This is a genomic window from Nocardioides lacusdianchii (assembly GCF_020102855.1).
Taxonomy (GTDB): Bacteria; Actinomycetota; Actinomycetes; order Propionibacteriales; family Nocardioidaceae; genus Nocardioides; species Nocardioides lacusdianchii.
This window is the reverse complement of record NZ_JADHZD010000001.1, coordinates 469127-490266: the sequence shown is the minus strand read 5'-3', so window position 1 is coordinate 490266 and position 21140 is coordinate 469127. Positions and strand designations below refer to the sequence as shown.

Annotated in this window: 21 protein-coding genes; 7 read left to right on the top strand and 14 right to left on the bottom strand. The window is 73.2% G+C overall.

Annotated features, from left to right (window positions below):
* Nucleotides 1-2: 2 nt before the first annotated feature.
* The 7 genes from IRX98_RS02485 to IRX98_RS02455 are packed head-to-tail and all read right to left on the bottom strand — an operon-like array spanning nt 3 to nt 5374.
* Nucleotides 3-1145 carry a sensor histidine kinase gene (locus tag IRX98_RS02485; protein ID WP_224273587.1) on the bottom strand — a complete coding sequence of 381 codons (1143 nt, stop codon included), beginning with the start codon at nt 1143-1145 and terminating at the stop codon, nt 3-5.
* Nucleotides 1142-1828, bottom strand: coding sequence for a response regulator transcription factor (locus IRX98_RS02480; RefSeq protein WP_224273586.1), 687 nt, complete (start codon nt 1826-1828; stop codon nt 1142-1144). The genes IRX98_RS02485 and IRX98_RS02480 overlap by 4 nt, the downstream gene beginning before the upstream one ends.
* A 1-nt stretch (nt 1829) precedes the next feature.
* Nucleotides 1830-2240, bottom strand: coding sequence for a hypothetical protein (locus tag IRX98_RS02475; protein ID WP_224273585.1), 411 nt, complete (start codon nt 2238-2240; stop codon nt 1830-1832).
* A complete protein-coding gene (locus IRX98_RS02470) occupies nt 2237-3397 on the bottom strand; it encodes a molybdopterin-dependent oxidoreductase (protein WP_224273584.1) in 1161 nt (386 codons plus the stop codon). Before IRX98_RS02470 ends, IRX98_RS02475 begins: the two co-directional genes overlap by 4 nt.
* Entirely contained in the window at nt 3394-4047 is a 654-nt protein-coding gene (locus IRX98_RS02465) for a class I SAM-dependent methyltransferase (protein ID WP_224273583.1), read from the bottom strand. The genes IRX98_RS02470 and IRX98_RS02465 overlap by 4 nt, the downstream gene beginning before the upstream one ends.
* On the bottom strand, nt 4044-4712 hold the full coding sequence (locus IRX98_RS02460; RefSeq protein ID WP_224273582.1) for a TIGR04282 family arsenosugar biosynthesis glycosyltransferase: 669 nt from the start codon (nt 4710-4712) through the stop codon (nt 4044-4046). The genes IRX98_RS02465 and IRX98_RS02460 overlap by 4 nt, the downstream gene beginning before the upstream one ends.
* On the bottom strand, nt 4709-5374 hold the full coding sequence (locus tag IRX98_RS02455) for a glycosyltransferase family 2 protein (RefSeq protein WP_224273581.1): 666 nt from the start codon (nt 5372-5374) through the stop codon (nt 4709-4711). The genes IRX98_RS02460 and IRX98_RS02455 overlap by 4 nt, the downstream gene beginning before the upstream one ends.
* A gap of 113 nt (nt 5375-5487) precedes the next feature.
* On the opposite strand from IRX98_RS02455, the gene IRX98_RS02450 reads away from it, so the two are divergent.
* Nucleotides 5488-6825 (top strand): hypothetical protein, encoded by a 1338-nt coding sequence (locus IRX98_RS02450; RefSeq protein ID WP_224273579.1) that lies wholly within the window; start codon nt 5488-5490, stop codon nt 6823-6825.
* A 4-nt stretch (nt 6826-6829) separates the two neighbouring features.
* Here IRX98_RS02450 and IRX98_RS02445 read toward each other — a convergent pair whose 3' ends face one another.
* The 5 genes from IRX98_RS02445 to IRX98_RS02425 all read right to left on the bottom strand — a co-directional run bounded on the left by IRX98_RS02445 (nt 6830) and on the right by IRX98_RS02425 (nt 12849).
* Nucleotides 6830-7894: an NAD-dependent epimerase/dehydratase family protein gene (locus IRX98_RS02445; protein ID WP_224273577.1), complete on the bottom strand. Its 1065-nt coding sequence runs from the start codon at nt 7892-7894 to the stop codon at nt 6830-6832.
* Nucleotides 7891-8694, bottom strand: coding sequence for an S-methyl-5'-thioadenosine phosphorylase (locus tag IRX98_RS02440; RefSeq protein WP_308044384.1), 804 nt, complete (start codon nt 8692-8694; stop codon nt 7891-7893). The genes IRX98_RS02445 and IRX98_RS02440 overlap by 4 nt, the downstream gene beginning before the upstream one ends.
* Nucleotides 8695-8789: 95 nt before the next feature.
* Nucleotides 8790-10745: an acetate--CoA ligase gene (gene acs / locus IRX98_RS02435; protein ID WP_224273575.1), complete on the bottom strand. Its 1956-nt coding sequence runs from the start codon at nt 10743-10745 to the stop codon at nt 8790-8792.
* A 131-nt stretch (nt 10746-10876) separates the two neighbouring features.
* The gene (locus IRX98_RS02430; protein WP_224273574.1) at nt 10877-12484 is read right to left on the bottom strand and encodes a monocarboxylic acid transporter; all 1608 of its coding nucleotides are present in this window, start codon (nt 12482-12484) and stop codon (nt 10877-10879) included.
* Nucleotides 12481-12849, bottom strand: coding sequence for a DUF485 domain-containing protein (locus IRX98_RS02425; RefSeq protein ID WP_224273573.1), 369 nt, complete (start codon nt 12847-12849; stop codon nt 12481-12483). The genes IRX98_RS02430 and IRX98_RS02425 overlap by 4 nt, the downstream gene beginning before the upstream one ends.
* Before the next feature lie 172 nt (nt 12850-13021).
* Here IRX98_RS02425 and IRX98_RS23295 point away from each other — a divergent pair, with 172 nt between their 5' ends.
* A complete protein-coding gene (locus IRX98_RS23295; RefSeq protein WP_224273572.1) occupies nt 13022-13678 on the top strand; it encodes a phosphatase PAP2 family protein in 657 nt (218 codons plus the stop codon).
* 13 nt (nt 13679-13691) lie between these two features.
* Complete coding sequence (locus IRX98_RS02415) at nt 13692-14609, top strand: NAD-dependent epimerase/dehydratase family protein (RefSeq protein WP_224273571.1); 918 nt, start codon at nt 13692-13694, stop codon at nt 14607-14609.
* Here IRX98_RS02415 and IRX98_RS02410 read toward each other — a convergent pair.
* Both IRX98_RS02410 and soxR read right to left on the bottom strand, forming a co-directional pair.
* Nucleotides 14606-14818: a hypothetical protein gene (locus IRX98_RS02410; RefSeq protein WP_224273569.1), complete on the bottom strand. Its 213-nt coding sequence runs from the start codon at nt 14816-14818 to the stop codon at nt 14606-14608. The genes IRX98_RS02415 and IRX98_RS02410 overlap by 4 nt on opposite strands.
* A 242-nt stretch (nt 14819-15060) precedes the next feature.
* Nucleotides 15061-15516, bottom strand: a complete 456-nt coding sequence (gene soxR, locus IRX98_RS02405) for a redox-sensitive transcriptional activator SoxR (protein WP_224273567.1) — start codon at nt 15514-15516, stop codon at nt 15061-15063.
* Between the two features lie 293 nt (nt 15517-15809).
* Between soxR and IRX98_RS02400 the strand changes: the two genes are divergently transcribed.
* From IRX98_RS02400 to IRX98_RS02385, 4 genes are all read left to right on the top strand, one after another.
* Entirely contained in the window at nt 15810-16013 is a 204-nt protein-coding gene (locus IRX98_RS02400) for a cold-shock protein (protein ID WP_207083637.1), read from the top strand.
* Between the two features lie 178 nt (nt 16014-16191).
* Complete coding sequence (locus tag IRX98_RS02395; RefSeq protein WP_224273565.1) at nt 16192-17667, top strand: MFS transporter; 1476 nt, start codon at nt 16192-16194, stop codon at nt 17665-17667.
* A 15-nt stretch (nt 17668-17682) separates the two neighbouring features.
* Nucleotides 17683-19716 (top strand): molybdopterin oxidoreductase family protein, encoded by a 2034-nt coding sequence (locus tag IRX98_RS02390; protein ID WP_224273563.1) that lies wholly within the window; start codon nt 17683-17685, stop codon nt 19714-19716.
* A complete protein-coding gene (locus tag IRX98_RS02385; protein ID WP_224273562.1) occupies nt 19709-21097 on the top strand; it encodes an FAD-dependent oxidoreductase in 1389 nt (462 codons plus the stop codon). The genes IRX98_RS02390 and IRX98_RS02385 overlap by 8 nt, the downstream gene beginning before the upstream one ends.
* The last annotated feature ends 43 nt before the right edge of the window (nt 21098-21140 follow it).

Genomic DNA, 21140 nt, shown 5'->3' with positions numbered 1-21140 from the left:
GGTCAGGCCGGCAGCCGTACGACGAAGCGGCAGCCGGCCGCGCCCACGCCGTCCGACTCGACGTTGGCCACCGCCACCGCGCCGTGGTGCGCCTCGACGAGGCCCTTGACGATCGCCAGGCCGAGCCCGGCGCGCGAGGTGTGCACGTCGTCGAGCGGCGACTCGGGGGTGCGTGCCGCGGACCCGCGGTAGCCGACGTCGAAGACCCGCTCGCGCGACTCGTCGTCGATGCCGCCGCAGCCGTCGGTGACCTCGAGCTCGACGCCGCCGTCCACCGAGCGGGCGGCGACGTGGACCGAGCCGTCGGCCGGGGTGTGCCGGATGCCGTTGACGATGAGGTTGCCCAGCACCCGGCCGAGCCCGGCGGGGTCGACGGCGACCTGGAGGCCGGGCTGCACGTCGCCCTCGAGGCGTACGCGGCGGGCGCGGGCGACCGGGTCGGCGCCGGCGATCGCCTCGCTGACCAGGTCGCCGAGCAGGACGACCTCGGGCTGGAGGCGCAGCACGCCGGCGTGGATGCGCGAGAGCTCGAAGAGGTCGTCGACCATCTCGACCATGCGGTCGACCTCGCCGCGGATCTGGCGGTGGTAGCGCGCCGGGTCGACGGCCAGGTCGTCCTCGAGCGCCTCGGCCATCGCCCGGATCCCGGCCAGCGGGGTGCGCAGGTCGTGGGAGACCCAGGAGACGAGCTCGCGACGGGACTCCTCGAGCCGGGACTCACGCGCCGAGGCCTCCTCGAGACGGCGCCGGGCCTGGGCCAGCTCGTCGGCCAGCTCGCGCAGCTCGGCGGGAGCATGGGGCGCGGGTCCCTCGGGCAGGCCGCCGCCGATGCGGCGTACCTCCGCCCGGATGCTGCGCGACCACCGCACCAGCGCCTCGGACAGGATCGCGGCGACCGCGAGCGAGATCACCGCGGCCGCGAGGGTCACGAGCATGACCACACCCAGGTCATGGCGCGAGAGGAACATCAGCTGCGCGATCGCCACCACGCCGACGATGACGGTGGTGACCGAGACGACGGCGACCAGCGCGAGCTGCCAGCGCAGGGACCGACGGCGCAGCAGCCAGCCGGCCAGCAGGCCGAGGACGCCGACGACCGCACCGCCACCGGCGGCGACGACGAGGATCTGCAGCTGCTCGCTCACGACGCGGCGTCCCAGCGGTAGCCGATGCCCCAGACGGTCACCAGCCGCACGGGCGCGGTCGGGTCGGCCTCGACCTTCTCGCGCACCCGGCGCACGTGGACCGTGACGGTGGAGGAGTCACCGAAGGACCAGCCCCACACCTGGGTCATCAGCTCCTCGCGGCTGAAGGCCTGCCCGGGGTGTCCGGTGAGGAAGGCCAGCAGGTCGAACTCGCGCGTGGTGAAGGCGCGCGCCTCACCGTCCTTGACGACCGTGCGGCGCCGGCGGTCCACGACGAGGTCGCCGTCGACCGTCACCGGCGGCAGCTCTGTGGCGTGGTCGCCGGCGCTGCGGCGCAGCACCGAGTCCACGCGCAGCACCAGCTCGCGGGGGCTGAAGGGCTTGGTGACGTAGTCGTCGGCACCGGTCTCGAGACCGAGCACGCGGTCCTGCTCGGCGCCGAGCGCGGTGAGCAGGATGACCGGCACGTCACCGGCAAGACGCAGGCGGCGGCACACCTCGAGGCCGTCCATCCCGGGCATCATCACGTCGAGGACCAGCAGGTCGGCGCGCCTGCGTGCGTGCTCGGCGAGCGCGGCGGCACCGTCGCCGGCCTCAGCGACGTCGTGGCCCGCGGCGAGGAGGTAGGACACGACGACCTCGCGGACGGTGACGTCGTCGTCGACGACCAGCACGCGCGCCATGTCAGGCGTCCGCCCGGCGCGAGCGCACCAGGCCCGCCACGGCGACCGCAGCGAGGGTGAGCAGGGTCAGGACGAGCCACGTGGCGAGGTAGGGGCGGTCGAGCAGCGTCGGGTTGTCGGCGCGGGCGCCGAACCTGCCCAGCACCGGCACCGCCATCACCGACACGCTGCCCCACACCACGAGACCGAGTGTCGCAGGCGCGTGCCACGGGAGGGGCAGGACGCGACGGCCGAGGAGCGAGGCGCCGATGACGACGCCGGCGACCAGCGCGTCGTGCACGGCGACGCCGGCGCCCAGCCACAGCGCGATCTCGACGAGCTGGAGGAGGTCCTGCCGCGTCAGCGCCAGCCAGGCGCCGTACGCCCCGCCGAGGACGCCGAGGCCGCCGAGGACCCAGCGGACCGCGCTCATGCGCTGACCTCCAGCGAGGACAGCCACTTGGTCTGCAGCACGCCGGGACGGTTGGGCGCGATCAGCCGGCACGGGTGGCCGTGGTCGAGGGACAGCGGCTCGCCGGCGAGGTCGAGCGCGAGCAGGGTGCGGTCGTCGTCGGCGAAGGCGCCGGGCAGGACGGTGCGCCGGAAGGCGCCGCTCTGCTGGAGCGAGGTGACCAGCACGTCGCGCCCGCCCGACGCGCCGGCCGTTGCGAGCACGTCGGAGATGCGTACGCCCGTCCACCGGCCCTGTGCGCTCCAGCCCTCCACGCAGGCGATCGGCAGGTCGACGGTGTGCTGCGGCAGCGCGCGGAGGTCGGCGAGGCCCAGCCGGGTGCGGACGTCCCCGCCGACCACCACCTCGAGCGCCCAGCCGGGGTCGGCGGCGGTGGTGGTGACGCCGGCCGCGGCAGCGGTCTTGTTGATCGGTACGCCGCCGGGGCCCTCCCCGGTGCGCACGGCCAGCACGCTGACCCGGCGCAGCCACGGCACGGTGCCGCCCGCAGTGGCGAGGACTGCGATGCCGGCGGCCGCCCAGGTGGTGCGCAGCAGCGTGCGGCGCGAGACGGGGCCCGGCTCCACAGCGGTCTCGCGGTCGTGCGTGGTGTCGTCGACGTCGGCGCGGAGGGCGGTGCGGATCACCGGGAGCCTGACCGCGACGTGCACCAGCAGGGCGCCGATCGCGACCCAGGCGAGTGCGTAGTGGGTGGTGCGGAAGGAGAACTCGCGCCAGGGATACCACTGCGAGGCGTTGGCGAGACCGGTCGCGAGCTGGAAGATCGAGGCGGCGACGAGCACGGCGATCGACGCGCGCTCGAGCCCCACGGCGACGAGGCGTCGACCGGCGCCCAGGTCGACCCGCTCGAAGAGGCGGGGGTAGACCGCCCACAGCTTCACCAGCAGCAGGGGCACGGCGGCGCAGCCGGTGACGACGTGCAGGCCCTGGCTGAAGCGGTAGCCCCAGGCGGGCGACGTGGGGAAGCCGATGGCCGGCGACGGGAGCTGCGCCCAGTGGCTCACCAGGCCGGTGAGGAAGCAGGTGCCGAAGCTGATCCCCAGCCAGACGCCGACGCGCGCCGCGACGGCCGGGCTGCGCAGCTGCGAGGTGAAGTGGTCGGGGTGCGGGACCCTCACGACGGGTCCGTGAGGACCGCGGCCCAGCGTCCGCTCCCGGCAAGGTCGTGCAGCGAGTGCATCACCAGGCCCGCGGCGACGGCGACGACGGCGACGTCGTCCGCGGCCACCTGCGCCCAGCGGAACGGCCGGCTGCGGGCGCCGGCGCCCTCGATGACGGTCCACCCCGACGTCGATCCCGTGCCGGGAGCGCTCACCTCGACCACGGCGCGCCCACCCGGGTGCAGGAGCTCGCGCACCCGGCCGAGCAGCCGGTGCGGCTCGCCGCAGATGCCGACGTTGCCGTCGGCGAGCAGCACGCTGGACCACTCGCCCTCGTCGGGCAGCGGCTCGAACACGTCGGCGACGACCGCGTCCGCGCCGCGGCGTCGGGTCTGGGTCACGGCCTCGTCGACCAGGTCGACGCCGAGGGCCCGGTGACCGCGACGGGCGAGCTCCTGGGTGAGGCGGCCGGGGCCGCAGCCGATGTCGAGCGTCGCCCCGCGACACAGGTCGAGCAGGGCGTGGTCGGCGGCGCCGGCCGGCCCCGTCCAGGACGCGACCGGCAGCGGCAACGGCGGGAGCATCTCGTCGGCCTCGTGGACGACGTGGGTCGGCACCCCGCGCAGCGCGGAGGTGAAGACCTCGGTGAACGAGCGCTCGGCGGTCACGGTGCCACCGCCGTGCTGTCGACCCAGGCCCGCAGGGTGCGCGCGAAGTGCGTGTCGGGTGCGAGGCGGGCCACCTCGTGGGCGTCGTCGATCGTGTCGACGTCGCGGAGCCTGGCGGTCGCCCCGACGGTGTGACCGGCGGCGAGGAGCGCGGCCCGGGTGTCGTCGTGCGTGGCGGCGGTGGACATCACGACCGTCGCCAGCGGTGCCGCGACCCGTGGGTCACGGCGGGCCAGCACCCACCAGCCGCCGTCGGGCGCCGGCCCCAGGCAGGCGTCGTACGCCCCGAGGTCGCGCGCCGCACCGAGGAGGAGGTCGGACGTCAGGTGCGGGGTGTCCATGCCCACCTGCACGACCGGGCCGTGGCCGGCGTCCTCGTGCGCGGCGACGAGCCGCTCGGCGAAGGTGCGGCCGCGCTGGGGGGTGATCGTCCAGCCGCGGACGGCGTCGGCCAGGTCGGCCCCACGGGCACCGTCGGCGAGGTCGCCGGCCAGCGCCAGGTGTCCCCGGGCGCCGGGCGTCGCCTCGACGGCGGCGACCGTGTCGAGCAGGGCCGCGGCGGCGAGGTCGGCGGCGACGTCGTCACCGGTGTGGGCGGCGAGCCGGGTCTTGGCCCGGCCAGCGACGGGTGCCTTCGCCATCACCAGCACGGTGAAGCCGCTCACGACAGCACCCGCCAGAAGTCGCGGGCCGTGCGCACGGTCCCCGTCACCGAGCCGGAGACCTTGGAGCGGGTGCCCTCGGCGCGGGGGTGGTAGTCGACGTCGTGCTCGGTGATCCGCCACCCCGCGCGGGTGACGGCCTGCAGCAGCTCGACGGGGTAGCCGAAGCGACGGTCGCGCAGGCCGAGGTCGAGCAGCGCCTGGCGCCGGCACACCCGCATCGGCGCGATGTCGTGGGCGTCCATCCCGATCGAGCGGCGCAGCCAGGCAACGATCAGGGCGTTGCCCAGCCGGGCGTGCCACGGCCACACGCCGCGACCGGTGGGACGTCGTCGGCCGACGGACATGTCGGCGCGGTCCTCGCGCACGTCGGCGAGCAGGCGCCGCAGGTCGGTGGGGTCGAAGGAGCCGTCACCGTCCATGACGGCGACGTAGTCGTGGGTCGCGGCCAGCATCCCGGCGTGGACGGCCGAGCCGTAGCCCGGCGTCGGCTCCACGACGACCCGCGCACCGAGGCCGGCCGCGACCTCCGCGGTGCCGTCACGCGATCCGTTGTCGACGACCACGACGGAGAACTCGGCCGGCACCCGGGCGAGCAGGGCGGCCAGCGCGGGGGCCTCGTCGCGGCACGGCAGCACCAGGTCGCAGACGGTGTCGTGGGTCATGTCATCGAACGTAGCCAGTCGGGCGCAGCCCGTGCTCACCCTTCGGCTTACGAAACTGTGACGGCACTCGGCGGCACTGGGTGCGCTCGCAGGCGGCCCCTAGGCTCGGCGGCATGACCGAGGGGGGCACGACCGTACGCGTGGGGCGACGGGCCGCGATCGGTCTGACCGTGGCGGCGCTGGTGCTGCTGGCGTCGTTCGTCGTCCCGCCCATGACCGGCTGGGACGTCGACGCGCGCAGCGACATGCTGGGCGTGCCGCCGACCCACGGCTTCTGGCAGGCCAAGGTCGGCATCGGCACCCTGCCGGCGTTGCTCGTCGCCGGCCTCGGGGTGTGGCGCGCGGAGGCCTGGGCGCTGGCCTGGTCGTGGCGCCGCCTGCTGCTGACGGCGTACGTCGTCGCGCTGGTGTGGCTGGTGTCCCTCGCCCTCGTCGACGGCTCTGCCGGGCTGACGCGGGTGATGACCAACGACACCGAGTACCTCGTCACGGCGCGGACGGTGTCCGACGTGCCGGCACTGCTCGCGGGATACGTCGAGCGGATCCCGCAGGCCCACCCGGACAACTGGCCGATCCACGTCGCCGGCCACCCGCCCGGGGCGCTGCTGTTCTTCGTGGGGCTTGTCGCGGTCGGCCTGGGCAGCGACCTCGCGGCCGCGCTCGTGGTCTGCGCCGTGGCGGCCAGCATCCCGGTGGCGACCCTGGTCGCCCTGCGCGCGCTCGGGGTGGACCGCGGCGCCCGCCTCGCGGCGCCCTTCTTGGTGCTGACGCCGGCGGCGGTGTTCCTGGCAGTGTCGGCGGACGCGGTGTTCACCGCACTCGGCGCATGGGGGCTCGCTGCCCTCGCTCTGTCGGCGACGTCGCCCTCCCGCGGGCGCCTCATCGGCTGGGGCGTCGTGGCGGGCCTGCTGCTGGGCTGGTGCGTGATGAGCTCCTACGGCCTGCCGCTGCTCGGCCTGCCCGCGCTGGCGGTGCTGTTCCTCGCCCGCTCGTGGTGGCCGCTGCCGGTCGCGGCGGGCGCCGCGCTGGTGGTGGTGCTGGGCTTCGCCGTCCTCGGCTTCGCGTGGTGGGAGGCCTACCCGGTGCTCGTCGACCGCTACTGGGACGGGATCGCCTCGACGCGGCCGGGGGCGTACTGGATGTGGGGCAACCTCGGGGCGCTGCTCGTGTCGGGTGGCCCCCTGCTCGGCGCCGGCCTGGCGGTCGCGGCACGTCGCCACGAGGGCGAGGCGCGCACGCTCGCGGTCCTGGCGCTGGCGGGTGCGGCCGCGGTCGCCGCGGCCGACCTGAGCCGGATGTCGAAGGCGGAGGTCGAGCGGATCTGGCTGCCGTTCGTGCCGTGGCTGACCCTGTCGCTGGCGCTGCTGCCGGGCGGCTGGCGGCGCTGGGGTCTGGGGCTCCAGGTGCTCACCGCGCTGGTGGTGCAGCACCTGCTCTACACGACCTGGTGAGTCCTCAGGCGCGCAGCGGTGCGGTCGCGAAGTCGGCGAGCCCGGCGTGCGGGTCGACCGACGCCGTGAAGCCCAGCTCCGCCGTGGCGAGAGCGGGCGAGGCCACCACGTGGCGTACGTCGCCGACACGGAAGCCCCCGGTCACCTGCGGGGCGATGTCGCGCCCCGTGCCCTCCGCGACGCGGGTCGCGACGTCGAGGATGGTGACGGGCGTGCCGGAGCAGACGTTGTAGGCGGCGTAGCGCGGCGCCGACTCGGTGACGACCTGCTCGAGCGCTGCGACGTTGGCGCGGGCCACGTCGTCGACGTGGACGAAGTCGCGCACCTGCCCACCGTCCTCGAAGACCTGCGGCCGCTCGCCGCGCTCGAGCGAGGAGCGGAACATCGCCGCGACCCCGGAGTAGGGGGTGTCGCGCGGCATGCCCGGGCCGTAGACGTTGTGGTAGCGCAGGGCCACCGCGCCGGCGCCGGCCTGACGCACCCACGACGAGGCGTAGTGCTCCTGGGCGAGCTTGCTCGCGGCATAGCTGCTGCGCGGGTCGAGGCGGGCGTCCTCGGGGACCAGCGACCACGCGAGCGGCTCCGCGCACACGGGGCAGTGGTTGTCGAAGTCGCCGCCCTCGAGCGCCGCGAGGTCACGCGGCGGCGGCTGCTGCTCGCCGTGGCGCGGGCAGGTGTAGCGCCCCTCGCCGTAGACCACCATCGACGAGGCCAGCACCAGCCGGTCGACGCCGGCGTCGTGCATCGCCGCCAGCAGGGCGGCCGTGCCGAGGTCGTTGTGGGAGGCGTACGCCGGCAGGTCGCCGACGCGGACCCCCGCGCCGACCAGCGCGGCCTGGTGGCAGACGACGTCGACGCCGCGCAGCAGGTCGGCCCACTCCGGCGACCCGGCCTCGCGCACGTCGAGCTGGTGGACGCCGTCGGGCGGGGCGGTGGAGCCGTGGGCGCCACCCCCATGAGCATTGGCCAGCATCAGGTCGACGCCGACGACCTCGTGCCCGTCCGCGGTCAGGGCTTGGTCGATCGCGCCGCCGATGAAGCCGGCCGCGCCGGTGAGCAGGACCCTCACGTGGCCGGCACCTCGTAGGTCAGGTCGACGCCGTCCGCCCACGTCGAGCAGGTGCAGCCCTCCGGGTCGGGCAGCGCCTCGATCGCCGCGGTGAGCAGGCCGGTGAGCCGCTCGAGGTTCTGGCGGAAGAGCGCGAAGACCTGCTCCTGGCCGACCCCGTCGCCCGACTCGGCGCCGGCGTCCATGTCGGTGACCAGCGCGAGCGAGGCGTAGCACTGGCGCATCTCGCGGGCGAGGGCCGCCTCGGGGGCGCCGGTCATGTTGATCAGGTCCCATCCCTGGCCCGCGTAGTGCCTCGACTCCGCGCGGGTGGAGAAGCGCGGCCCCTCGACGACGACCATGGTGCCGCCGGCCCGCACGTCCGCGTCGGCGCCGGCCAGCGCTGCGGAGACGCCCGGGCAGTAGGGGTCGGCGAAGGGCAGGTGCACCGCGCCGGACTCGACGAACGACCCGATGCGGCGGTGGGTGCGGTCGACGAGCTGGTCGGGGACGACGAGGTCGCCCGGCGCGACGGTGTCGCGGAGCCCGCCGACGGCACACGGCGCCAGCACCTGGCGTACGCCCAGTGACCGCAGCGCCCACGCGTTGGCGCGGTAGGGGATGGCGTGCGGCGGGTGGTCGTGGTGGCGGCCGTGCCGGGGGAGGAAGGCGACCCGGCGACCCGCCACCTCGGCGATCCCGATCGGCGCGGACGGCTCGCCGTACGGCGTCGCAACCACGTGCTCGGTCGGGTCGGGGAGGAAGGAGTAGAAGCCGGAGCCGCCGATCACGGCGACGTCGGCGCGGGGGGAGTCGGTCACCACCCGAAACTAGCGGACCCCTGGGACGACCCCCGTACGTCATACGAACCCGCACCGATGGGTGCGGGTTCGTATGACGCAGACGAGGGGGCAGGTCAGTCGTCGGAGGCCGAGGACCCTTCCTTCGACTTGATCAGGTCCATGACCGTCGAGTCGGCCAGGGTCGTCACGTCGCCGACCTCGCGGTGCTCGGCGACGTCCTTGAGCAGGCGGCGCATGATCTTGCCGGAGCGGGTCTTGGGCAGCTCGGGCACCACCATGATCTGGCGCGGCTTGGCGATCGCGCCGATCTCCTTCGCGACGTGCGTGCGCAGCTCCTCGACGATGTCCGCGCCACCGTCGCCCGCGGAGTCGCGGAGGATGACGAAGGCGCACACGGCCTGGCCGGTGGTCTCGTCCGCAGCGCCCACGACGGCCGCCTCGGCGACCTTCGGGTGCGACACCAGGGCCGACTCGATCTCGGTCGTGGAGAGGCGGTGGCCGGAGATGTTCATGACGTCGTCGACGCGGCCGAGCAGCCAGATGTCACCGTCGTCGTCGAGCTTGGCGCCGTCGCCGGCGAAGTAGAGGCCCTCCCAGCGCGACCAGTAGGTGTCCTTGAAGCGCTGGTCGTCACCCCAGATCGTGCGGAGCATGGCGGGCCACGGCTCGCGGATCACGAGGTAGCCGCCGTTGCCGTTGCCGACCGGCTCCGCCTCGTCGTTGACCACGTCGACGGAGATGCCCGGCAGCGCCTTCATCGCCGAGCCGGGCTTGCCGGAGGTGACGCCGGGCAGCGGGCTGATCATCATCTGGCCGGTCTCGGTCTGCCACCAGGTGTCGACGATCGGGCAGCGCTCGCCGCCGATGACCTCGCGGTACCAGACGTACGCCTCGGGGTTGATCGACTCACCGACCGAGCCGAGCAGCCGCAGGGAGGTGAGGTCGTAGCCGTCGGGGATCTCGCGGCCCTGCTTCATGAAGGTCCGGATCGCGGTGGGGGCGGTGTAGAAGATGGTGACCTTGAGGTCCTGGATGATCTGCCACCAGCGGCCCTTCTCGGGCGTGCCCTCGTACATCACCTGCGTCGCGCCGTTGGCGAGCGGGCCGTAGACCATGTAGGAGTGGCCGGTCACCCAGCCCACGTCGGCGGTGCACCAGTAGACATCGGTCTCGGGCTTGAGGTCGAAGACCTCCCAGTGCGTGAACGACGTGCCGGTGAGGTAGCCGCCAGTGGTGTGCAGGATGCCCTTCGGCTTGCCGGTCGTGCCGGAGGTGTACATGACGTAGAGCGGGTGCTCGGAGTCGTGCATCTCCGGCTCGTGCTCGGCCGAGGCGCCGTCGACGGCGTCGTGCCACCACACGTCGCGGTCGTCGTGCCAGTCGACGTCCTGGCCCGTACGCCGTACGACGAGGACGTGGCGCACCAGGTCGCCGGTCTTCTCGACGGCCTCGTCGACGGCCGGCTTGAGCGCGCTGGCCGCACCGCGGCGGTAGCCGCCGTCGGAGGTGATCACGACGTGCGCCTCGCAGTCGGAGATGCGCGAGGCGAGGGCGTCGGCGGAGAACCCGCCGAACACGACGGTGTGCGGGGCGCCGAGGCGGGCGCAGGCGAGCATCGCGACGACGACCTCGGGGATCATCGGCATGTAGATCGCGACGCGATCGCCCTTCTTCACGCCGAGCTCGGTCAGCGCGTTGGCGGCGCGGGACACGTCGTCCTTGAGCTGGGAGTAGGTGATGTCGCGGGTGTCGTCGTCCGGCTCGCCGACCCAGTGGATCGCGACCTTGTCACCGTTGCCGGCCTCCACATGGCGGTCCACGCAGTTGACCGAGGCGTTGAGGGTGCCGCCCACGAACCACTTCGCGAAGGGCGGGTTCGACCAGTCGAGGACCTGGTCCCACTTCTGGCCCCAGTCGAGCCGCTCGGCGGCGTCGGCCCAGAAGGCCTCGCGGTCGGAGTCCGCGCGGGCGTAGGCCTCCTCCTTGACGTTGGCGTCGGCGGCCAGTGCGGCCGGCGGCTCGAACCGCCGGTCCTCGCGGGACAGGTTGGACAGGGTCTGCTCGGACAAGGCGCTCTCCTCGTGCAGGGCACGTGCTGGGTGTCAGGGCGTGTCGGGGGTGTCTGGGAAGGGGCCCCCTCGCCGAACCTACTCCGGCTCGGCGAGGGGGTCACGGGTGAATCACGCAGGGTCCACGTGGATCAGTGGTGCGTCGCGCCCTCGGCGCCGGCGCCGGTCAGGGCGCGGACCTCGAGCTCGGTGAAGCGCTCCTCCGCGGACGGCTCCCGGCTGGTGATCGTGCCGATGTAGCCGAGCAGGAAGCCCAGCGGGATCGAGACGATGCCCGGGTTGTTGAGCGGGAAGATCGCGAAGTCCGCGTCGGGGAACATCGAGGTCGGCAGGCTCGACATGACGGGCGAGACCAGCACCAGGCCGACGGCGGAGACGAGGCCGCCGTAGATGCTCCACGTGGCGCCACGGGTGTTGAAGCGACGCCAGAACATGTTGTAGATGATCGCCGGCAGGTTCGCCGACGCCGCCACCGCGAAGGCCAGGGCCACGAGGAAGGCGATGTTGAGGCGCTGCGCCGGGATGGACAGCACGATCGCGATGGCGCCGATCGCGAAGGCGGCGATGCGGGCGACCCGCACCTCGTCCTTCTCGCTGACCTCCTGGTCCTTCTTGAGCACGCCCTTGTAGAGGTCGTGCGCCACCGACGACGAGCTGGCCAGGGTCAGGCCGGCCACCACCGCGAGGATCGTCGCGAAGGCGACCGCGGCGATGAGCGCCAGCAGGACGGCGCCACCCGTGGACCCCGCGCCGCCACCGACGGCCTCGGCGAGGAGCGGGGAGGCGAGGTTCTGGTTGCCGCCCACGGCCGGGTCGACGGCCTCGCGGTCCAGCAGCGCCGCGGCACCGAAGCCGAGCACCAGCGTCATCAGGTAGAACGCGCCGATCAGGCCGATCGCCCACAGCACCGACTTGCGGGCGTCACGGGCGGTCGGGACGGTGTAGAAGCGGATCAGGATGTGCGGCAGGCCCGCGGTGCCGAGCACCAGGGCCAGGCCGAGCGACAGGAAGTCGATCTGCGACGTCAGCGTGCTGCCGTACTGCAGTCCAGGCTGGAGGAACGCGTCGCCCTTGCCCGAGTTCTCGGCAGCGGCGCCGAGCAGCGAGGACAGGTTGAAGTTGAACTCGGCGAGCACCAGCAGCACGATCAGCGCCGAGCCGAGCATCAGCAGCACGGCCTTGACGATCTGGACGTAGGTCGTGCCCTTCATGCCGCCGACGACGACGTAGAAGATCATCAGGATGCCGACGCCGACGATGGTGATGTTCTTGATCGCCTCGCTGTCGACGCCCAGGAGCAGCGCGACGAGCGTGCCGGCGCCGACCATCTGGGCCAGCAGGTAGAAGATCGAGACGACCACGGTCGACACGGACGCCGCCGTGCGGACCTTGCGCTGGTTCATCCGGAAGGCGAGCTGGTCGGCCATCGTGTAGCGACCGGCGTTGCGGAGCATCTCGGCAACCAGCAGCAGGGCGACGAGCCACGCGACGAGGAAGCCGATGGAGTAGAGGAAGCCGTCGTAGCCGTAGACCGCGATGGCACCCGAGATGCCGAGGAACGACGCGGCCGACATGTAGTCGCCACCGATCGCCAGGCCGTTCTGGAAGCCGGAGAAGGACCGGCCGCCGGAGTAGAAGTCGGTGGCCGTCTTGGTCTGGCGGCTGGCCCAGAAGGTGATGCCGACCGTCAGCGCGACGACCGACAGGAACAGGAACGTGGTCAGGAACTGGTCGCTCATGCCTGGCCCCGCTTCCCGGTGGTGCCGGCCTGGTCGCGGTAGGCCTGCTCGAGGTTGCGCGCCAGCGGGTCGAGCTTGGCGTTGGAGTAGCGGCTGTACATGAACGCCAGCCCGAAGGTCGTGACGAACTGCAGGAGCCCGAAGATCAGGGCCACGTTGATGTTGCCCGCGACCTTGATGGCCATGAAGTCGCCTGCCCAGTTCGACATGGCGACGTAGAGCAGGTACCAGGCCAGGAAGGCCACGGTGGCCGGGATGACGAAGCCGCGGTAGCGCTTCCTCAGCTCGGCGAACTCACTGGATTCGTGGAGCCGGTCGTAGACCGGATCGTGGCGCGCTGCCTGGTCGGGTGCCTCGGTGGTCACGGCTTGGTCCTCTCACAAGGGGGTCACGGTCACGCACTGTGACCGCGGTCACCGTGGCACCGGTCACATCCGGGGCGGGAGGGTCCCGGGCGGCCGGGGCGGTCGATGGCGCCCGCCGAGCGGTGAGCGGCGGGTGGGGTACGACGAACGGTCGGGGTGCGAGGCTTCGCCCGTGACCGACACCGACGCCCGCCGCGACGGCGTACGCATCCTCGCTTCCGCCTGGGTGCTGCTGACCCTCGTCGTCCTCGCGGTGGGGTGGCTGCTCACCGGACCGCTGGAGTCGGTGGTGGACCCGTGGGACGACCGCGTCGCGGTGGGGGTCGAGGAACGGCGTACTCCTGCCCTCGACGTGGCCGCTGCTGCCGGCAGCCACGTCGCCGACACGGTGGTGGGGATCGGCCTGGCCGTCGTCATCGCGCTGGTGGCCTGGCGGTGGCAGGGCTCGCGTCGCCCGCTCGTCTACTACGGCGTGCTCGTCGTCGGCGCCCTCGCGCTCTACCTGGTGGCCACGTGGTTCATCACCCGCGACCGCCCGCCGGTCGAGATCCTCGACCCGGGACTCGTGCCGGACCACAGCTTCCCGTCCGGCCACGTCGTGACCTCGGTCGTGGTCTACGTCGCCCTCGCGGTCCACCTCTCCCGCACCGTGGCGGGAGCGAGCCGTTGGGTCTGGCCCCTGTACGCCGTCCCGCTGGTCGTCGCTGCCAGCCGCCTCTACCAGGGTGCCCACCACCCCACGGACGTGCTGACGAGCCTGGTCGTCGCCCCGCTCTGGGTCGCGGTCGTCGCCCACGTCGTGCTGCCGAGGCGCGTTTCCGCGCAGTGACAAGGTGGGGTCCATGACCTCTCGCACAGCTGACCCGATCGTCGTCGTCACCGGTGCCAACGGCCTGGTCGGCAGCCACGTGGTGGCCGCCCTGGCCGAGCGGGGTGCGACCGTGCGCGCGGTTGTACGCCGGGTCGGCACCGCGCCGAGCGCTCCGGGCGTCGAGGAGCACGTCGGCGACTTCGCCGAGCCGGCCTTCGCCGACTCCGTGGTCGCGGACGCGGACGCGCTCGTCACCACCGTCCACCCGCTCGGCTCCGGCGCCGAGGACCAGCGCCGCGTCGGCCTCGACGGCACGCTCGTGATCGCCGAGGCCGCGGTCGCCGCCGCCGTGCCCCTGCTGGTGCACGTCTCGACGGCTGGTGTCTACGACCGAAGCCCCGGGGTCGGGGACATCGACGAGGACGGTGCGCTGGTGCCGGACGGCTCGTCGGCGTACGGCGTGGTGAAGCGCGACACCGACGCCGCCCTCGAGCGGCTGGCCGGCATCACCCGCGTGCTGCTGCGCCCGCCCGCGATCCTCGGTCCGGGCGGGTCGTCGGTGTGGAACACGGTCCGTCCGCGCGACATCGCGGCCGACCCGGCCGAGCAGCACGCCGTCGCCGACGCGACCTTCGCCTGGGTGCACGTGGACGACCTGGCGGCCATCGCCGCCGACCTCGCGACGGGCGCCATCCCCGTGGGGTCCGACGTGGCGACCGGACCGGTCGACGGCGGCTGCACCCCGGTCAACGTGGCCAGCGGTCCCGCGACGCAGCGCGACTACCTCGGTGCCGTGGCGTCCGCCCTCGGGCTCGAGCCGACGTGGGACGACGAGCCGGCCTGGACCGGGCAGATCCGTGCCGACCGGGCGCGGGGCTGGGGCTGGTCGCCGCAGGTGTCCCTCGAGGACGCGCTCGCGGAGCTGCAGGCGGGGTTGCGGGAGTCCTAGGTCGCCTGCCGGACCATCCACCGGTCCGGCTCCGGCAGCGGCGTGAAGCCGTGGGCCGCGTAGACCGTGTGGGCGTCGTACGTCGACAGCAGCGTGCGGCGGACCCCGAGGTCGTCGAGCGCCCAGTAGGCGTCGGTGCTGAGCCAGTGGTGCACGAGGTCGAGGTCCATCGCGTCGGGGCCGGTGCGGATCTCGTAGCCGTCGGTCATGGGGTGATTCTGGCCCGGGTGCACGCTGGGACGCTTGGGTAATCCAGTGAGGGATGGCTGCCCGTGCCGGGTAGTCCAGTGAGGGATGGCTGTGTCGAGGACCGTCCTGCAGCCACATGTCACTGGACTACGACCGGCCGGCGGAGCTACCCGGTAGTCCACCGGCAGGTGGCTGCCCCGACCCGTCCCGGCCAGCCACTTCCCGGTGGACTACCGAGGGCCGACAGCCACTTCCCCGTGAACTACCCGGACGTACGCCGCGTCGGGTGCGGCCGCCGCAACGTGTCGGGCAGCAGCCGGGCACCCGTCCCGCGCTCGGCCTGGACGTCGTCGGGGTTGGAGAAGGCGCAGCTGCGCAGGCTCAGGCAGCCGCAGCCGATGCAGCCGTCGAGCCCGCCCTTCAACCGCTCGAGCGCGGCGATCTGCTCGTCGAGGCGGCGGCGCCAGTGGCGCGAGATGCGCTGCCAGTCGGCCTTGGTGGGGGTGCGGTTGCCGGGCAGGCGGGCCAGCTCCCCGCGGATCTCATCGATGCTCAGCCCGACGTTGGAGGCGGCGCGGATGAAGGCCAGGCGACGCAGCACGCTGCGCTCGAACTGGCGCTGCCCGCCGGCCGAGCGGTGTGCCTCGACGAGTCCCTCGGCCTCGTAGTAGCGGATCGCCGACGCCGCGAAGCCGCTGCGCCGCGAGACCTCGCCCATCGGCAGATGGTCGTGCCCACCCGTCACAGAGGCCCCTCGAGCTCATGTCCACTTCAACTTCAGTGATCTTGCCATGGGATCGAAACGGCAGCCGCGCTCCGCGGAATCCCGGTTCCGGGCCCGATGGCGTACGCTGGTGGTTGTTGAAGGGACGATCCCCGGATCGTCCTGGCCGCTCACGATGTGCGGCTCGTGTTCTTACTCCTGGTTTTCGGTTCGCTGGACTCCATCAGGTGGATGTCTTCAGCAGGTCGCCGGCACACAGCCCGCGAACGAAACAAAGGAAACACATCATGGCTCAGGGCACCGTCAAGTGGTTCAACGCTGACAAGGGCTTCGGCTTCATCGCGCAGGACGGCGGCGGCGAGGACGTGTTCGTCCACTTCTCCGCGATCCAGTCCAACGGCTACAAGTCGCTCGAGGACAACCAGAAGGTCGAGTTCGACCTCGCCCAGGGCCCCAAGGGTCCCCAGGCCGAGAACGTCCGCATCGCCTGACATCTCGTCGAAGAGCCCCGTCCGCCTCGTGCGGCCGGGGCTCTTCGTGCGTTCGGGGGCAGGTCGCACCGGCCGAGGGCCGTGAGGCGGTGAGGTCCGTGAGGTCGTGAGGGAAACGTGACGGTCCTGCCACCGCCGGGCCCACGCGCACGTCACAGTCGCCGACCACGCTGCTGCCATGAGCACGCAGACCCCCACCCGCCGTAGCCGCCGCTGGATCGAGGACTGGCGTCCCGAGGACCCCGAGTTCTGGGAGACCACCGGCCGCCGCGTCGCCCGGCGCAACCTGGTCTGGTCGATCTTCGCCGAGCACCTCGGCTTCTCGGTGTGGCTGATCTGGAGCGTCAGCTCGGCCTTCCTGGTGGCCACCGGGTTCGACTACACGCCGCAGCAGCTCTTCCTGCTGGTGGCGCTGCCCAACCTCGTCGGCTCGCTGCTGCGCCTGCCCTACACCTTCGCGGTGCCGAAGTTCGGCGGTCGCAACTGGACGATGGCGAGCGCGGCGCTGCTGCTCATCCCGACGCTCGGCTTCGCGTACGCCGTGCAGCGGCCGGACACGCCCTACTGGGTCTTCTGCCTCATCGCCGCCACCGCGGGCCTGGGCGGCGGCAACTTCGCCAGCTCGATGGCGAACATCAACTTCTTCTACCCCTCGGCCAAGAAGGGTGCCGCGCTGGGCCTCAACGCCGCCGGCGGCAACCTCGGCGTCTCGCTGATCCAGCTCTTCCTGCCGGTCATCGTCGGCGGCGCGGGGATCTTCGGACTGGTCAAGGCCTCCGAGGGCGGGATCGACCTGCAGCGCGCGGCCTGGGTCTACGCCGGGCTCGCGATCGTCGCGACGCTCGCGGCGTACTTCTTCATGGACAACCTGGCCACCGCGAAGTCCTCGCCGCGTGAGCAGATGCAGGTCGTGCGCAAGCGGCAGACGTGGATCATGGCGTTCCTCTACATCGGCACCTTCGGGTCCTTCATCGGCTACTCCGCCGCCATGCCGCTGCTCATCAAGCTCAACTTCTGGGTGCCGGAGCCGGCGCCGCTGGGCACCGGCATCTACTTCGCCTACTTCGCGTTCCTCGGTGCCCTGGTGGGCTCGGCGACCCGGCCGTTCGGCGGTTGGCTGGCCGACCGCCTCGGTGGCGCCAAGGTGACGCTGGGTGCGTTCGCCGCGATGGTCGTCTTCACCCTCGCCGTGCTCTGGACGCTCATGCAGCTCACCCCCAACCCGACCGCGGACCCGGCGATCGCGTCCGCCAACCAGTCGTGGTTCCCGTGGTTCCTGGGCTTCTTCCTCTGCGTCTTCGCCGCGACCGGCATCGGCAACGGGTCGACGTACAAGATGATCCCGGCGATCTGGCGCACCGAGGCCGAGCGCGCCACGCCGGCCGGTACCCCCGAGCGCACCGCCGCCCTGCTGGCCGGCACCAAGCAGGCCTCCGCCGCGATCGGCGTGATCGGCGCGGTGGGTGCCGTCGGCGGCTTCCTCATTCCGATGGCCTTCAGCGCACCGTGGGTGGCCGACCCGATGTCCGCCACCAAGGGCGCCTTCCTGGTCTTCACCGTCTTCTACGTCGTGTGCGGCGCGGTGACGTGGGCGGTCTACCTGCGCCGTCCCGCCGAGGTCCGGGCCCAGAGCCTGGCCGGCGCCGGCATCTGATCGGTCAGTGGATCAGTGGCGACGGAGACACACTGCCCCTACTGCTCCCTGCAGTGCGGGATGCGGCTCACCGGCCGGCGTGCGCCGGAGGTGTCGGCGTGGGAGGAGTTCCCCGTCAACCAGGGCGCGCTGTGCCGCAAGGGCTGGGCCGCGGCCGGGCTGTACGGCGGTCGCGAGCGGCTCACGTCGCCACTCGTCCGCGATCGGGAGACCGGCGAGTGGTCGGCGGTGACGTGGGACGACGCGCTCGACCGGGTCGTCGCCGGGATCCGCGCCGCGCAGGCGGCGAAGGGCCCCGACGGCGTCGCGGTCTTCGGCGGCGGCGGGCTCACCAACGAGAAGGCGTACGCCCTCGGCAAGCTCGCCCGCGTCGCGCTCGGCACCTCGCAGATCGACTACAACGGCCGCTGGTGCATGAGCTCGGCTGCCTCGGCCGGGATCCGCGCCTTCGGCCTCGACCGCGGCCTGCCCTTCCCGCTCGCCGACGTCGAGGAGACCGACGTGCTGGTGCTCGTGGGTTCCAACCTCGCCGAGACCATGCCGCCGGCCGCGCGTCACCTCGACCGGCTGCGCGCCCGCGGCGGTCGCGTCGTCGTCATCGACCCGAGGCGTACGCCGACCGCGGACCGCGCCGACCTCGTCCTCCAGCCGGTGCCGGGCACGGACCTCGCGCTCGCCCTCGGCCTGCTGCACCTGCTCGTCGCCGCCGGTGCCGTGGACGAGGGCTACCTCGCGGCCCGCACGACCGGGTGGGCAGCCGTGAAGGAGTCGGTCGCACCGTGGTGGCCGGAGCGGGTCGAGCGGGTGACCGGCATCGAGGCGTCGCAGGTGCGCGAGCTCGCGGAGGTGCTGGCCGGCTCACCGCGCGTCATGGTGCTCACCGCCCGCGGCGCGGAGCAGCACTCCACCGGCTCCGACACCGTGCTGGCCTGGATCAACCTGGTGCTGGCCCTCGGCATGGTCGGCAAGCGCGGTGCGGGCTACGGCTGCCTCACCGGGCAGGGCAACGGCCAGGGCGGTCGCGAGCACGGGCAGAAGGCTGACCAGCTGCCCGGCTACCGCCGCATCGACGACCCCGCGGCCCGCGCCCACGTCGCCGGCGTGTGGGGCGTCGATCCTGACTCGCTGCCCGGCCCCGGGCGGTCGGCGTACGAGCTCCTCGACGCCTGCGGCGCCGACGACGGTCCCTCCGCGATGCTGGTGCTCGGCTCCAACATCGTCGTCAGCGCGCCCAACGCGACGCGCGTCACCGAACGGCTCGAGGCGCTCGACCTGCTGGTGGTGTGCGACGTGGTGATGTCGGAGACCGCCGCCATCGCCGACGTGGTGCTGCCGGTGACGCAGTGGGCGGAGGAGACCGGCACCATGACGAACCTCGAGGGCCGGGTCGTGCTGCGGCAGAAGGCGATCACCCCGCCGTCCGGCGTGCGGTCGGACCTCGAGGTCATCGCCGGGATCGCGGAGCGGCTGGGGTCGACGGCGACCTTCGCGACCGACCCGGAAGAGGTCTTCGCCGAGCTCGGCCGGGCGTCCGCGGGCGGGCCGGCGGACTACTCGACGATCACCTACGACCGGATCCGCGACGAGGGCGGTGTCTTCTGGGGTGGCGAGCGGCTCTTCGCCTCGTCCTTCGCGCACCCCGACGGCCGGGCCCGGATGCTGACCGTCGAGCACCGCGGCGCGGCCGAGGTCCCGGACGACGACTACCCCGTCCACCTCACGACCGGGCGGGTGCTCGCGCAGTACCAGTCCGGAGCGCAGACCCGCCGCGTCCGCGACCTCCCCGACGGCGGTCCTTTCGTCGAGCTGCACCCGCTCCTCGCCGGCAGGCTCGGCCTCGCCACCGGCGAGGCGGTCCAGGTCTCCACGCGGCGCGGCACGATGACCGCGCCTGCGCGGGTCGTGACCACGATCCGTCCCGACACGGTGTTCGTGCCCTTCCACTGGGTCGGCGCCAACCGGCTGACCAACGACGCGCTCGACCCAGCCTCGCGGATGCCGGAGTTCAAGGTGTGCGCCGCGCGGCTCGCGGCGGTGGGTCGTGGCTGAGCGGGTCGTCGTGGTCGGCGGTGGCATGGCCGCCGTCCGACTGGCCGAGCAGCTCGTCGGCGCCGACGTGTGCCTCACGGTGCTCGCCGACGAGCCGCACGCGCCCTACAACCGGATCCTGCTCTCCGCGGTCCTCGAGGGCACCCACTCCGCTGACGCGCTGACGCTGCGCTCGCCGGAGTGGTTCGAGGCGCAGGGCTTCGACCTGCGGCTCGGCGCGCGGGTGCTCGAGCTCGACCGCGACGCCCGCGAGGTGGTGCTGGTCGATGGGGAACGCATCGCCTACGACCGGCTCGTCCTGGCCTGCGGATCGATCCCCACGCTCCCGCCGATCCGCGGCCTGGTGCGCCGCGACGGCACGCTCCACCCGAAGGTGCATCCCTTCCGGAGCCTGGCGGACTGCCGCCGTCTCGACGCGGCCACCCACCCCGGGCGGCGGGCGGTCGTCGTCGGCGGCGGCCTCCTCGGCCTCCAGGTCGCCCGCGCGCTGTCGGTGCGCGGGGTGCTCACCGAGGTCGTCGAGGGCGCCGACCACCTCCTCGCCGGCCAGGTCGGCGCGCCGGCGGGCGGGGTGCTGGCTCGCGACCTGCGCCGCCTCGGCACCGAGGTCTACACCGGCGCCCGCGCGGTCCGGATGACCGACGACGGCGTCCAGCTCGACAACGGCGCCCTCCTGCCGACCGACCTTGTCGTCCTCACAGCCGGCGGCCGGCCGTCGACCGCGCTGGCCCGCCGCGCCGGGCTGATGGTGGGCCGCGGGATCGTCGTCGACAGCACGCTCACGAGCGTCACCGACGACCGCATCCACGCCATCGGCGACTGCGCGGAGCACCGTCGGCGTACGACCGGGTTCGTCCCGCCCGCCTGGGAGCAGGCCGAGGTCCTGGCCCGCGTCCTGCGCGGGGAGGAAGCGGCGTACGACGGCCTGCGCAGCGTCGCGCGGCTGCGCGCCACCGGGCTCGAGGTCGCCGTGCTCGGCGACCCGCGCACCGCCGAGGGCGAGGTCGTCGAGGTGACGAACCCGATCGCCGGCTCGCACCGGCGCCTCGTGGTCCACGGCGGTCGGATCGTCGCGGCCGCGCTGGTCGGTGACCTGTCGCGCGTCGGGCTGATCACCCAGCTCTACGACCGCGGCACGATCCTCGGCCCCGACGAGCCCGGCCAGCTGCTGCTGCCCGAGGCCGCCGACGCCCCCACCCCGCTGCCCGACGAGGCCGAGGTCTGCGCCTGCGCCGGCGTCAGCGCGGGGGAGATCCGGGCGTGCGGGACGGTCGCGGAGTGCGTCGACCGGACCCGCGCGACCACCGGCTGCGGCGGGTGCGCGGACGTCGTACGCCGTCTTGTCGGCGAGGTCGGGCCGGTGCGCGTGCCGGTGGGCTGAGGTGCCGGCGCTCGGGTCGCCGATCCGTCGGGATCCCCGGTCA